The sequence below is a fragment of the Cupriavidus sp. USMAHM13 genome, assembly GCF_001854285.1.
GTDB lineage: Bacteria > Pseudomonadota > Gammaproteobacteria > Burkholderiales > Burkholderiaceae > Cupriavidus > Cupriavidus malaysiensis.
In genome coordinates this window covers 1118396-1131349 of sequence record NZ_CP017751.1, presented here as the reverse complement: position 1 = coordinate 1131349, position 12954 = coordinate 1118396, and the positions used below count along the sequence as shown (strand labels likewise).

Annotated in this window: 10 protein-coding genes; 7 read left to right on the top strand and 3 right to left on the bottom strand. The window is 71.7% G+C overall.

The window, feature by feature from the left end; genetic code table 11:
* Positions 1-13 precede the first annotated feature (13 nt).
* Together BKK81_RS05120 and BKK81_RS05115 are read right to left on the bottom strand one after the other, a co-directional pair.
* Positions 14-1333, bottom strand: coding sequence for a cyanate transporter (locus tag BKK81_RS05120; RefSeq protein ID WP_083383938.1), 1320 nt, complete (start codon positions 1331-1333; stop codon positions 14-16).
* Entirely contained in the window at positions 1281-1739 is a 459-nt protein-coding gene (locus BKK81_RS05115) for a nucleoside deaminase (RefSeq protein ID WP_071011122.1), read from the bottom strand. The genes BKK81_RS05120 and BKK81_RS05115 overlap by 53 nt, the downstream gene beginning before the upstream one ends.
* A gap of 174 nt (positions 1740-1913) precedes the next feature.
* Between BKK81_RS05115 and BKK81_RS05110 the strand changes: the two genes are divergently transcribed.
* Positions 1914-2768, top strand: coding sequence for a LysR substrate-binding domain-containing protein (locus BKK81_RS05110; RefSeq protein WP_071011121.1), 855 nt, complete (start codon positions 1914-1916; stop codon positions 2766-2768).
* A gap of 34 nt (positions 2769-2802) precedes the next feature.
* On the opposite strand, the gene BKK81_RS05105 is transcribed toward BKK81_RS05110, so the two are convergent.
* The gene (locus BKK81_RS05105) at positions 2803-3777 is read right to left on the bottom strand and encodes an NAD(P)H-dependent flavin oxidoreductase (RefSeq protein WP_071011119.1); all 975 of its coding nucleotides are present in this window, start codon (positions 3775-3777) and stop codon (positions 2803-2805) included.
* Between the two features lie 360 nt (positions 3778-4137).
* Between BKK81_RS05105 and BKK81_RS05100 the strand changes: the two genes are divergently transcribed.
* The 6 genes from BKK81_RS05100 to BKK81_RS05075 all read left to right on the top strand — a co-directional run bounded on the left by BKK81_RS05100 (position 4138) and on the right by BKK81_RS05075 (position 12894).
* Positions 4138-5823 (top strand): MBL fold metallo-hydrolase, encoded by a 1686-nt coding sequence (locus BKK81_RS05100; protein ID WP_071011118.1) that lies wholly within the window; start codon positions 4138-4140, stop codon positions 5821-5823.
* A 93-nt stretch (positions 5824-5916) separates the two neighbouring features.
* A complete protein-coding gene (locus tag BKK81_RS05095; RefSeq protein ID WP_071011116.1) occupies positions 5917-6867 on the top strand; it encodes a LysR family transcriptional regulator in 951 nt (316 codons plus the stop codon).
* Positions 6868-7283: 416 nt separating this feature from the next.
* On the top strand, positions 7284-9083 hold the full coding sequence (locus BKK81_RS05090; RefSeq protein ID WP_071011114.1) for a flavin-containing monooxygenase: 1800 nt from the start codon (positions 7284-7286) through the stop codon (positions 9081-9083).
* A complete protein-coding gene (locus tag BKK81_RS05085) occupies positions 9080-9871 on the top strand; it encodes an SDR family oxidoreductase (RefSeq protein WP_071011113.1) in 792 nt (263 codons plus the stop codon). Before BKK81_RS05090 ends, BKK81_RS05085 begins: the two co-directional genes overlap by 4 nt.
* Positions 9868-11289: an MFS transporter gene (locus BKK81_RS05080; protein WP_083383937.1), complete on the top strand. Its 1422-nt coding sequence runs from the start codon at positions 9868-9870 to the stop codon at positions 11287-11289. Before BKK81_RS05085 ends, BKK81_RS05080 begins: the two co-directional genes overlap by 4 nt.
* 114 nt (positions 11290-11403) lie before the next feature.
* On the top strand, positions 11404-12894 hold the full coding sequence (locus BKK81_RS05075) for an MFS transporter (protein ID WP_083384197.1): 1491 nt from the start codon (positions 11404-11406) through the stop codon (positions 12892-12894).
* The last annotated feature ends 60 nt before the right edge of the window (positions 12895-12954 follow it).

The following is a 12954-nucleotide window of genomic DNA, read 5'->3' as shown; positions in this document are numbered from 1 at the left end:
CCGACGCAATGGACTAGCCCCGAGGCTGGTCTGCCACGCGGGGGCCGTTGCCCGCTCGCCCCGGTTCGCCGGGGGGATGCCAGGCACGCCCCGGCGGTGACAGCGCCGCGCCGTAGCCGCGCGGCGCCAGCCGTGCGACCAGCAGGGACACCACGGCGACACAGCCGAGGTGGGCGAGCCAGCCTGCGGTAAAGCCGCCGCTTGCGTCACGCAGGGCGGCGCAGACCCAGGGCGCCGTGGCGGCGATCAGGAAGCCGCCGCCCTGCATCAGCGCGCTCAGTTCGCCAGCCTGCTCCGCGTCGGGCAGGTGATCGAGCGCCACGATCAAGCACAAGGCGAAACAACCACCCAGCCCCCCACCGGAGATGGCGGCCCAGGCACGCGGCGCCAGGTCCGGCCACGCGGCGAAGGCGGCGAAGCCTGCCGCCTGCAGCGCCAGGGTCAGCCACAGCCAGGGCCGGCGGTCGCGCCAGCGCGCCGTCAGCGCGGGCAGCAACAGCGCCGCGCCGGCCTGGGCCAACGCCATCAGTGCGAGCAGCCCACCGCTGTGCGTACCGCTCCAGCCACGCGACTGGTAGAAGGCCGGCAACCACGCCACCAGGGAAGCATAGCCGCCGTTGACCAGGCCGAAGCAGGCCATCAGCAGCCAAGTGCGCGGGCGCTGCAGCAAGCGGGCACCCGCCGGTGCCGGCCCCGGACGTGCCGGCGCCGGCCTGGGCAGCGCACGCCACGCGAACAACAGCGCCAGCCAGGCAGGCGCCGCCCAGGCGGCCAGCGCGCCGCGCCAGTTGCCGGACCACTGCGCCAGCAACGGCGTCAACTGGGCACCGAGCGCACCGCCCCCCATCAGCGCGGCCGAATACAAACCCATCACGGCAGCGACCTGCCCCGCCGAACGCTGCTTGATCAGCCCGGGGAACACCGCCTGGATGACGGCCACGCCGGCGCCGCACACCGCCGTGGCGGCAATCAGCGCGCCCCCCTGCGGCCAGGCGGCGCGCAGTGCCGAGCCCAGCCCCAGCAAGGCAAGGGCGCCCAACACCGCGTGGCGCGCCGGCACGGCGCGCCACAGCAGCGGCGACAGCAGGGCACCCACCCCCATCAGCCACATCGGCAACAGCGTGAGCCAGGCCATGCCGCGGAAAGTCAGGCCGGTGCCGTCGTGGATCTGCTCGGCGAGCGGCCCCACGCCGGTCAGGAACGGCCGCAGGTTCATGCCGACCAGCACCACCAGCGCGAGCCAGGCGGCGCGCGACCCGGGCCGCGCGCGTACTGCCCGCTCAGGCACGGCCGGCCCGTGCGCCGTACACGGCCATCGCGCTGACGCCCACATCGAGCTTGGTCAGCGCCAGCGGCGGCGGCACCAGCGGCAGGCGCAGCTTCTGGTAGGCGGCTTCGCTGGACAGGCCGAAGGGCGCGGCATCGGGATTGTCGAAGGCGTAGTAGACCGCTTCCACGCCCGCCATGACCAGCGCCGCCAGGCACATCGGGCAAGGATGGCCGCTGGCGTAGACCACGCTGCCGGACAGGTCGGGGGTTGCCAGGCGGCGGCTGGCGGCGCGCAGGGCCTCCATCTCGGCATGCGTGGTCGGATCATGGCTGTGCACGATGCCGTTCACGCCGGTGGCGACGATCTCGCCGTGCCGGGCCAGCACCGCGCCGAACGGACGGCCGCCGCGCGCGCGATTGTCCTGGGCAAGGCGTACGGCCTCGCGCAGCAGGTCTGGATGGGTGGACATGGAAACTCCCCGCGGAAATGAGATGAGACGGCCGGGCGTGACAGCGGCTTGGCGACGGCTTGGCGACGGCTTGGCGGCAGCCGGCCCGGTCGTGGCAGGCCATTCTAGGAAGCGCCTTGCTGATTGGGAAATTAAATGATGAAATGCCGATCAGTGGCTTTTCAAATACCAGCGATGCTCGATCCCGTGCTGCTGCGCAGCTTCGTGGCGGTTGCCGACACCGGCAGCTTCACGCGTGCCGCGGACAGCGTCCACTTGACGCAATCCACCGTCAGCCAGCAGGTGCGCCGGCTGGAGACCCAGGTCGGCTGCGAACTGCTGCACCGCGGCGGGCGCTATGTGACGGCCACGCCCGAGGGCGAGCACCTGCTCGGCTATGCGCGCCGCATCCTGCAACTGATGGACGAGGCCGTGGCCCAGCTGGCGCAAGGCGATGCGCAGGGGGAGATCCGGCTGGGCGTGCCCGAGGATTTCGTCGCCCATGCCTTGACGCCCGCGCTGGCGGCCTTCGCCGATGCGCACCCCGGCGTGCGCCTGGAAGTGACCAGCGGACTGAGCCACGAGCTGTGGCAGCGCTTCCAGCGCAGCGAGCTGGACCTGGTGCTGATCAAGCAGCGCGTGGGCAGCGCGCCGGGCCTGGCCAGCTGGGCCGAACCGCTGTGCTGGCTCGACAGCCGCGAGCGCCCCGCGCGCGGGCGCGACCCGCTGCCCCTGGTGGCCTTCCCGCTGGGCGGGCTCTACCGCGGCGAAATGACCCACCTGCTCGATGCCGCCGGCCGCCGCTGGCGCATCGCCTATGCCAGCGCCAGCCTCGCCGGCATCCGCGCGGCCGTCGCGGACGGGCTGGGTATCACCATGCTGCCGCGCCGGCTGGCCGCCGACGGGCACCGCATCCTGGAGGCGGCGGACGGCTTCGCGCCGGCGCCGGCGCTGGAGCTGAGCCTGCACGTGCAGGCCGAGACCGCCGCCCATACGCGCGACCTGGCCGCGCGGCTGGTGGCGGTATGCGATGCGGCGATGCGGGCCTGAGCCTGAGCCTGCGCCCGAGCCCTAGCCCGTCGCCTCAGCCCAGCATGCCCTCCAGGCGCTCACGGATGATGCGGTGCGCGCCGTCCATGATGCCGTCGATCAGCGCCTGCACCGTCGGCACATCGTCGATCAGGCCGGCCACCATGCCGCAGCTCCACGCCCCGGCGTCCAGCTCGCCTTCCGCCATCACCTTCGGATAGACCCCGGCCACCTGGTCGTAGATGTCGGCGATCTGCAGCGCCTCGCCCTTCTCGCGCTCGATCTCCAGCAGGCGGTCGACGCCGGCATTGCGCAGCACCCGTTCGGTATTGCGCAGCCGGCGCATGATCAGCCGCGTATCGAGCTCGCTCGCCTGCACGATGGCCTGCTTGACCTTCTCGTGCACCGGCGCCTCCTGCGTGGCGATGAAGCGCGTGCCCATATTGATGCCGTCGGCGCCGAGCGCCAGCGCCGCCACCAGGCTGCGCGCATCGGCCATGCCGCCCGAGGCGACGAAGGGGATGCTGAGTTCGTCGGCGGCGCGCGGCAGCAGGATCATGTTCGGCACGTCGTCCTCGCCGGGATGGCCGCCGCATTCGAAGCCATCGACGCTGACTGCATCGCAGCCGATCTGCTGCGCCTTCAGCGCATGCCGCACCGAGGTGCATTTGTGGATCACCTTGATGCCGGCCGCCTTCAGTGCCGGCATATAGGCCTCGGGGCTGCGCCCGGCGGTTTCGACGATGCGCACGCCACCTTCGACGATGGCCGCGATGTACTCGGCGTACGGTGGCGCCGAAAAGGTCGGCAGGAAGGTCAGGTTGACACCGATCGGCCGGTCGGTCATGTCGCGGCAGCGCGCGATCTCGCGCGCCAGCAGTTCGGGGGTCTTCTGCGTGAGGCCGGTGATGATGCCCAGGCCGCCGGCGGCCGAGACCGCCGCCGCCAGCTCGGCGAAGCCCACATAGTGCATGCCACCCTGGATGATCGGGTGCCGGATGCCGAACAGTTCGGTGATGCGCGTCTTCATCGTGTTGTCTCCTCGGTTGGATGCGAAGGCGGTAGCGCCCGCGCTATCGTACCGGCTGCGGGCGTTCGGGGCACTGGATGCCTGACTCTAGTCCACTGAATCACTGAAATCGGTCGGTGCCTGCCATGGCATGCGGGCTCATCGCGTCGTTGCCGATGCTCGCCATAGCCGGGCTATGGCTGCGCTTGGCGCCTAGCGCTGACTCCCGCATGCCATGTCTTTCACCTCCCATTTCAATACATTCTGTCTAGGCGTGAATCGGTGGCCCCCGCGGGCGCGCGCAGGGCAACCCGACTACACTATGGGCTGGCCGCGCCGCCCTGGCGGCGCGGCCCGACCCCAGGAGACAATCCGCCTATCATGACAAGCACAGACAAGAGCGGCAGCCAGACCACCCCCCACTCCCTGCGCAGCGCGGCCAGCGTGCTGGTGCTGCGCGACAGTCCCGCCGGCCCCGAGGTATTGATGGTGCGCCGCGCCGAACGCGACAACGACCGCAGCAGCGGTGCCTATGTCTTCCCCGGCGGCACGCTGGACGCGCAGGACCGCGACCTGCACGCCCACGCCGCCGGCCTCGACGACAGCAGCGCCAGCCAGCGCCTCGGCCTGGCCGCGGGCGGACTGGACTTCTATCTCGCCGCGGTGCGCGAATGCTTCGAAGAGGCCGGACTGCTGTTCGCCTACGGCACCGGTCCCGAGCCGCTCGTGCCCGACCAGCTTCTCCCCGACCAGCTCGCGCTGCTGCGCGCCGCCGCACGCCGCGGCGGCCCCGGCCTGGCCCAGGCCTGCGCGCAGATCGGCCTGAGGCTGGCGGTCGATCGCCTGGCCTACCACAGCTACTGGCTGACGCCGCCAGGCTTGCCCAAGCGCTTCGATACCCGCTTCTTCGTCGCCATCGCTCCGCCCGGACAGGTTGCGCTGCACGACGGCGACGAGGTGGTCGAGCACTGCTGGATCCGGCCCTCCGAAGCAATCCATCCGGACCATGGCCTCAAGCTCGTCAATGCCACGCGCCGCAACCTGGCGGCGATCGCGCACTTCGAGAGCGCGCAGGCCTGCTTCGACTTTTCCGCGCAGCGGCGCGACATCGCCTGCATCATGCCGCGCATCGGCCTCGGCGCCGGCGGCCCGCGCCCGGTCATGCCGGACGAGGCCTGCTACGCCGAGATCGGGCGCATCGACCCGCACGGCAGCGCGCAAGCGCGCTATGAGCTGGAAGCCGGCGCGCCGGTGCGGCTGTCGGAGCGCGTCTGGCGCGTGACCGCCGGCAATGGCAGCGTGATGACCGGCCCCGGCACCAATACCTACCTGGTAGGCGATGCCGCGAGCGATGCCTGGGCCGTGATCGACCCCGGCCCGGACGACGACAAGCATGTGCAGGCCGTGCTGGCCGCGGCGCCGGGCCCGATCCGCTGGATCCTCGCCACCCATACCCACCTCGACCACTCGCCCGCGACGCCGAAGCTGCAGGCCGCCACCGGCGCCACCGTGCTGGGCCGCGCGGCGCCGCCGGGCGCCCGGCAGGATGCCGGCTTCGCCCCGGCACGCGAGCTGCAGCATGGCGAGCGCCTCGCGCTGGGCGAAGGCTGCACGCTGCGCGTGGTACATACGCCCGGGCACGCGTCCAATCACCTGTGCTACCTGCTCGAGGAAGAGAAGACGCTGTTCACCGGCGATCACGTGATGCAGGGCTCGACCGTCGTCATCAATCCGCCCGACGGCGACATGCAGGCCTACCTCGACTCGCTGCGCGCCCTGCTGCAGGAGGACCTGGAATGGCTGGCGCCAGGCCACGGCTTCCTGATCCCGCGCCCCGCCGACGCCATCCGCGTGCTGGTGCGCCACCGCCTGCAGCGCGAGGCCAAGGTCGTCAACGCGCTGGCCGAACTGGGCGCGGCCGAGCTCGGCGCCCTGCTGGCGCGCGTCTACGACGACGTGCCGCCGCGCATGCATCCGGTGGCGCAGCGCTCCTTGCTGGCACACCTGTTCAAGCTCGCCGCCGAGGGGCGTGCGCGCGAGACGGACGGCCGCTGGCAGGCGGCCTGAGACCGGTCGGGCGCACAGGGCGGACACGACAGGCGCCGGCGCCACCGGCGCGTCCTCCTTCATGCATCGCGCGCATCAGCAAGCGGAATCGACATGGACCTGCGACAACTCCGGCATTTCCAGGCGCTCTACCGCCTGCGCAGCTTCGCCCGCGCGGCCGACGAGATGGCGATGAGCCAGCCGGCGCTCAGCCGCAGCATCCAGAACCTGGAACGCGCGCTCGACTGCCGCCTGTTCGACCGCACCACGCACACGGTCACGCCGACCGAGGCGGCGCGCCGGCTGATCCACCAGGCCGAGACCGTGATCGCGGCCGCCGCCGCACTCAAGGAGGATGCCGCGGGCTTGAAGGCGTCCAGCCAGGGCACCGTGCGCGTCGGCTGCGGCGCCTATCCGCTGCAGCCCCTGCTGACCGAGACCGTCACGGCCTTCGCGCACAGCCATCCGCTGGTGCACCTCACGCTGACCAGCGGCGATACCACGCCGCTGCTGCAGCGCCTGCTCGACCGCGAGCTCGACCTGGTGGTATGTGATCGCCGCCGCTTCGACGCCTCGCGCTTCGCCGAGGACATCCTGATGCTGGCGCTGCCCACCGAGCCGCTGGCGGTGGTCTTCTCGGCCGAGCATGAGATCGCCGCCATGCAGGGCGAGGCGATCGACTTCTCCGCCTATCCCTGGGCGCTGCCCCGGGTACCGGCCGGCGGCGAGCCTGACTTCACCCCGGCCAGCGTGGCCATGCGCGCCGGCGGCGCCTTCCCGCAGTTCCAGCTGCAGTCCACCGCGGCCTGCCTCGACCTCGCGCGCAGCGGCACCGCGCTCACGCTGGTGCCGCTGTCACTGGCACGGCGCGCCGCCGCCGACGGCCGCCTGCGCTACCTCACGGCCGACCGCCACCTCAGCACCAACGACGGCGTGCACCTGCTCAAGGGACGCAGCCAGACCCCCATCATGCGCGCCTTCGTCAAGGAACTGCGCAGCACCGCGCGGCGCCTCGCGCAGCAGCCAGCCAGGGATGCCGGCTGGCCGGTGACGGGCGGCGCCTGAGCCCGCACACGGGCGCCCCGCCCTTGCTGCATTGCACGCGCGGCACGGCGCCAGCCCTGCCTACCCGCGCCAGCGCGGGGATATGCGAGCGCAGCATGCAGGCGCGCTATTTTCTGATGCGCGATATGCATGACGAAAAGCGCGGCGGCGCACCTAGAATGGGTCGCTGGAGTGCGCCCCCATGACAAGCGAACACGCCCCCCATCCCGCGTCCTTGCGCGCCGCATGCCCGGCCCAACCGGCCGGGCGCCCCGGGCCCCGGCCACCATGCGGCCGGTCATCGCACTCCGCCGATGCCTGAAGCACGGCGCCCCGCCGGCGGCCCGCACCACTTGACGGCCGCGGCCGCAAGACGACAATACGGCCCCCGCCTGCCGGCCCACCAGACCCCGCACCTGCCACGGAGAGACGAGACAATGCAAGCCAACGACCCGCGCTGGGACTTCGACCCGGCCGCGCTGAAGGAAAAGTACCGGCAGGAACGCGAGCGCCGCCTGCGCGCGGACGGCAATGCGCAGTATGTCGAGATCGCGGGCGAACTGTCCCGCTTCGCGGCGGATCCGCACGCCGACCCGGCCTTGCGCCGTGCACCGCAGTCCGACACCTTCGATGCGATCGTGATCGGCGGCGGCTTCGGCGGGCTGCTGGCCGCCGCGCGCCTGCGCGAAGCCGGCTTCGCGCGCATCCGCATCATCGAGAAGGGCGCCGATTTCGGCGGCACCTGGTACTGGAACCGCTATCCCGGCGCGGCCTGCGACATCGAGTCCTATGTGTACCTGCCGCTGCTGGAAGAAGTCGGCACCATGCCCACGGAGAAGTACGCCAAGGCGCCGGAGATCCTCGCGCACACCCAGGCCATCGGCCGGCATTTCGACCTGTACCGCGACGCGCTGTTCCAGACCGAGGCGACCTCGCTGCGCTGGGACGAAGCCGGCGCGCGCTGGCAGGTCGGCACCGACCGCGGCGACCGCCTGCAGGCGCGCTTCCTGGTGCTGACCACGGGCCCGCTGAACAAGCCCAAGCTGCCCGGCATCCCGGGCCTGGAGCACTTCGCCGGGCATAGCTTCCACACCAGCCGCTGGGACTACGCCTACACCGGCGGCGATCACCGCGGCGGCATGGCCGGGCTGGCCGGCAAGCGCGTCGGCATCATCGGCACCGGCGCCACCGCCGTGCAGTGCGCTCCGCACGTGGCCGAGGCGGCCGGGCACCTCTACGTGTTCCAGCGCACCCCCTCGTCGATCGACGTGCGCAACAACCAGCCCACCGATCCGGCCTGGGCCGCCAGCCTGGGGCCGGGCTGGCAGCAGCAGCGCATGGACAACTTCAACAACCTGGTCTGCGGGATCCCGCAGGCCGAGGACCTGGTCAACGACGGCTGGACCGACATCATGCGGCTGGTGCGGCCGGACCGCAGCGTCGCCGATCCGGTCCAGGCGATGCAGATGGCGGACTACGCCAAGATGGAGCAGATCCGCGCCCGTGTCGACCACGTCGTGCGCGACCCGGCCACGGCGGCGGCGCTCAAGCCCTGGTATCGCCAGTTCTGCAAGCGCCCCTGCTTCCACGATGGCTATCTCGACATGTTCAACCGCGCCAACGTCACGCTGGTCGACACGGCGGGCCGCGGCGTGGAGCGCATCACGCCGGCCGGCGCGGTGGTGGACGGCCGCGAGTATCCGCTGGACTGCCTGATCTTCGCCACCGGCTTCGAGGTCGGCACCGGCTTCGAGCGGCGCGCCGGCTTCGAACTGCATGGGCGCGGCGGCCTGTCGCTGTCCGACAAGTGGGCCGAGGGCGCCTCCACGCTGCACGGGCTGCTGACGCGCGACTTCCCCAACTGCTTCATCGTCAGCGTGACGCAGTCGGGGCAATCGCCCAACTTCCCGCACATGCTCAACGAGCAGGCCCATCACATCGCCTATGTCGCCGCGCGCTGCGTGGCCGAGGGCGCCGACACCGTCGAGCCGAGCGCCGCGAGCGAGGCCGCGTGGACCGCCACCATCGTGTCCGCCGGCACGCGCCGCGCCGCCTACCAGGCCGAGTGCACGCCCGGCTACTACAACGCCGAAGGCAAGCTGTCGGCGCGTGAGATCCGCAACGGCCCCTACGGGCCGGGCGCCGCCGCCTTCATCGACATCCTGCAGGCCTGGCGCGCCAGCGGGGACTGCGCCGGCCTGGAGTTCGGCCGCGTGAGCGAGGAGGTGCGCGCATGAGCACCCGCCGCGCCATCTTCATCACCGGGGCCGCCTCCGGCATGGGCCGCGAGACGGCCCGCCTGTTCGCCGCGCGCGGCTGGTTCGTCGGCGCCTACGACATCGATGCGGCCGGGCTCGACTCCCTGGCGAACGAACTGGGCCCCGATGCCGGCCTGTTCGCGCCGCTCGACGTGAGCGACCGCGCCGCCTATCTCGCCGCCATCGAGCGCTTCGGTGCCGCCAGCGGCGGACGCATGGACCTGCTCTTCAACAATGCCGGCATCGGCGCCGGCGGCTACTTCGACGAGCAGCCGTGGGAGACCATCGAGCGTATCGTCAGCGTCAACCTGCTGGGCGTGCTCGGCGGCATCCACGCCGCCATGCCCTTGCTGAAGGCCACGCCGAACGCGCTGTGCTTCAGCACCTCGTCGGCCTCGGCGATCTTCGGCGCCGCCGGCATTGCCGTCTATTCGGCCACCAAGCATGCGGTCAAGGGCTTCACCGAGGCCCTCTCGGTCGAACTGTCGCGCCATGGCATCCGTGCCGCCGACGTGCTGCCGGGGCTGATCGACACGCCCATCCTGCCCGAACGCGTGCGGGCGGGAGCGGCGACGGAAGGCATGTGGCGGCTGCTGCCGCCGGTCGCCGTGGCCGAGGCCGTGTGGGCCGCCTATCACGAGGACAAGCTGCACTGGTACGTGCCGCCCGAGCTGGCGGCATTCGACGTGCAGGTCACCGCCGAACCCGAGCGCGCGCGCGACGAACGCAAGCGCCTGCTGGCCGAACGCAAAGGATTCGCACCATGAGCGCCACACCCATGACCACCACGGCGGTCCCCGGCGACCGCCTCGACCTGGGCGCGGTGTCCTGGTCGCTGTTCGAGGCCGGACGCAATCCCTTCGTCATGCTGGTGACCATCTATGTGTTCATGCCCTACTTCTCCACCGTGATGGTGGGCGATCCGGTCAAGGGGCAGGCGCTGGTGGCCACCTACGGCCAATGGGCCGGCTGGATCATCGCGCTGACCGCCCCGCTGCTGGGCGCCTCGATCGACCGCATCGGGCCGCGCAAGCCGCTGCTGCTGGTGTCGACGCTGGTGATGGCGGTGCTGATGATGTCCCTGTGGTGGGCCCGCCCCGACCTGACCGGCCTGGGCATCGGTGGCGTGGTGGTGGCAGCCACCTTGATCAACGTGCTGTTCGGCTACACCGAGGTGCTGCACAACGCCATGCTGGCGCAGGCAGCCGGCCCCCGGCTCGCGCACAAGGCTTCCGGCCTGGGACTGGCGCTGTCGAACGCCGTCTCCGTGCTGGTGCTGGTGTTCGTGCTGTGGGCCTTCGCCCTGCCCGGCAAGGTGCCCTGGGGCTGGATCCCGGCGCAGCCTCTGTTCGGCATGGATCCCGCCGCGCACGAACCCGAGCGCATCGTCGGCCCCATCGCCGGCGTGCTGTGCGTGCTGGGTGCCCTGCCCATGTTCCTCTTCACCCCGGATGCCGCGCGCACGGGCAACGGCATCGCGCGTTCCCTGCGCGAGGGACTGCGCACGCTGCTGGGCATGGTGGGCAAGCTGCGCGGCGACCGCGACATGACCGCCTTCCTGCTGGCGCGCATGCTGTACGTCGACGCGATGACCGCCGTGCTGCTATTCTCCGGCGTCTATGCCGCCGGCGTGATGAAGTGGCATACGCTGACCATGCTGAGCTACGGCGTGCTGCTGAGCGTGTTCGCGGCGCTCGGCGGCATCCTCGGCAGCCGCCTGGACGCCGCGCTGGGGCCCAAGGTCGCGGTACGCATCGAGGTCCTGATGACGCTGGTGGGCCTGGTCTGCGTGATCGGCATGGCACCCGAGCGCATCCTCTACTTCTGGCACTACGACGCCGCCACCGCGGCGCCGCTGTGGAACGGGCCCTTCTTCCGCACCTGGCCGGACCTGCTCTACCTGCTGATCGGCTTCTCCAACGCGGCCTTCATCACGGCATCCTACTCGTCCAGCCGCACCCTGCTGCTGCGGCTGTCGCCGCCGGGGGAAAGCGGGGCCTTCTTCGGCATCTTCGCGCTGTCGGGTACCGCCACCATGTGGCTGGGCTCCTTCCTCGTGCACTACGCCACCGCGACCTTCCACTCGCAGCAGGCCGGCATGGGGGCCATCGTGGTCCTGATGAGCTGCGGATGGATCGGCATGTGCTTCGTGCGCGGCGGCGGGCGGCTGGCGCCGCATGGTTGACGCGGCATCCGGCATGGCGATCCGGGCGGGGAGGCGGCACACGGGCCGATGATGGTGTAAGTTGTCCTGGTGGCGAGCGCGCTGCGCGCGCGGCCCCAAGAACCCGCCGACGCCATGCCCGATGCCCCGACCCCACGCCAGACCGGCACCGCCGCAGGCAGCCGGCACGGCAAGCTCGATCACGACATCCCCGCCCGGCTGGACCGGCTGCCCTGGTCGCGCTGGCATTGGCAGGTATGCGGTGCGCTCGGCATCGCCTGGGTGCTGGACGGACTGGAAGTCACGCTGGCCGGCTCGCTCGGCGCCGTGCTGCAGCGGCCGGATACCCTGTCGCTCAGCGCTGCCCAGGTGGGGCTGGCCGGCACGCTCTATGTTGCCGGCGCGATCGGCGGGGCCCTGGTGTTCGGCCGGCTCGCCGACAATCTTGGCCGCAAGCGCCTGCTCCTGCTCACGCTGCTGGTCTACCTGCTGGCCACGCTTGCCACTGCCACCGCCCCCGGCTTCGCCTACTTCGCAGGCTGCCGCTTCTGCACCGGGCTGGGCATCGGTGGCGAATATGCAGCCATCAATTCCGCCATCGATGAACTGATCCCCGCGCGCGTGCGCGGACGCGTCAACCTGGCCATCAACGGGACGTTCTGGCTGGGTGCCGCGCTCGGCGCCGGGCTCAGCCTGTTCCTGCTGGATCCCCGCGTGCTGGGCCCCGCGCGCGGGTGGCGCGCCTGCTTCGGCCTGGGCGCGGCGCTGGCCGTGGCCATCCTGCTGGTGCGCCGCCACGTGCCGGAAAGTCCGCGCTGGCTGGCCATGCACGGACGCCTCCACGAAGCCGACGCGACCCTGCGCAAGATCGAGCAAAGCATTGCCGCACGCGCTGCCGCAGCCCCGGCGCGGCCGGCGCCGGCAGAGCGTCCCGCGGCCCGCCGCACGCCGCCCACACTGGGCGACGTGGCCTGGCTGCTGATGCGACGCTACCGCATGCGCAGCGCCGTGACCTTGTCGCTGATGGTGTCGCAGGCCTTCCTCTACAACGCCGTCTTCTTCACCTATGCCATGGTGCTGGTGCGCTTCTACGGCGTGCCGGATGCCCGCGCGGCCCTCTACATCTTCCCCTTCGCGCTCGGCAACGCCGCCGGCCCCCTGCTGCTCGGCCCCGCCTTCGACCGGATCGGGCGCCGCCGCATGGTCTCCTGCACCTATGTCATGTCCGGCGTCGGGCTGGCCTTGACCGGCTGGGCCTTCCTGGCCGGCTGGCTGGATGCGCGCACCCAGGCGCTGTGCTGGGCGGCCGTGTTCTTCCTCGCATCGGCGGCGGCCAGTTCCGCCTACCTGACCGCCAGCGAGATCTTCCCGCTGGAGATCCGCGCACTGGCCATTTCCCTGTTCTACGCCGTCGGTACGGGCGCGGGCGGCCTGGTCGCGCCGGTGCTGTTCGGCCTGCTGATCCAGAGCGGCAGCCGCGCCGCCGTGGCGGGTGGCTACGCCATCGGCGCGACGCTGGTGGTGGCGGCAGGACTGTTCGCCCTGCGGCATGGCATCGATGCCGAACGGCGGCCGCTCGAGGAAGTGGCACCGCCGCTGGGCGGCGGGCCGGTACGGCGGCCCTAGGCGACGCTGGGCGACGCTGGGCGGCGCTGGGCGGCGCTGGGCGGCGCTGGGCGGCGCTGG

Coding starts and splice junctions, on each gene's coding strand:
- BKK81_RS05120 (WP_083383938.1), bottom strand. CDS start 1,333: ATGTGGGCGTCAGCGCGATGGCCGTGTACGGCGCACGGGCCGGCCGTG.
- BKK81_RS05115 (WP_071011122.1), bottom strand. CDS start 1,739: ATGTCCACCCATCCAGACCTGCTGCGCGAGGCCGTACGCCTTGCCCAG.
- BKK81_RS05110 (WP_071011121.1), top strand. CDS start 1,914: ATGCTCGATCCCGTGCTGCTGCGCAGCTTCGTGGCGGTTGCCGACACC.
- BKK81_RS05105 (WP_071011119.1), bottom strand. CDS start 3,777: ATGAAGACGCGCATCACCGAACTGTTCGGCATCCGGCACCCGATCATC.
- BKK81_RS05100 (WP_071011118.1), top strand. CDS start 4,138: ATGACAAGCACAGACAAGAGCGGCAGCCAGACCACCCCCCACTCCCTG.
- BKK81_RS05095 (WP_071011116.1), top strand. CDS start 5,917: ATGGACCTGCGACAACTCCGGCATTTCCAGGCGCTCTACCGCCTGCGC.
- BKK81_RS05090 (WP_071011114.1), top strand. CDS start 7,284: ATGCAAGCCAACGACCCGCGCTGGGACTTCGACCCGGCCGCGCTGAAG.
- BKK81_RS05085 (WP_071011113.1), top strand. CDS start 9,080: ATGAGCACCCGCCGCGCCATCTTCATCACCGGGGCCGCCTCCGGCATG.
- BKK81_RS05080 (WP_083383937.1), top strand. CDS start 9,868: ATGAGCGCCACACCCATGACCACCACGGCGGTCCCCGGCGACCGCCTC.
- BKK81_RS05075 (WP_083384197.1), top strand. CDS start 11,404: ATGCCCGATGCCCCGACCCCACGCCAGACCGGCACCGCCGCAGGCAGC.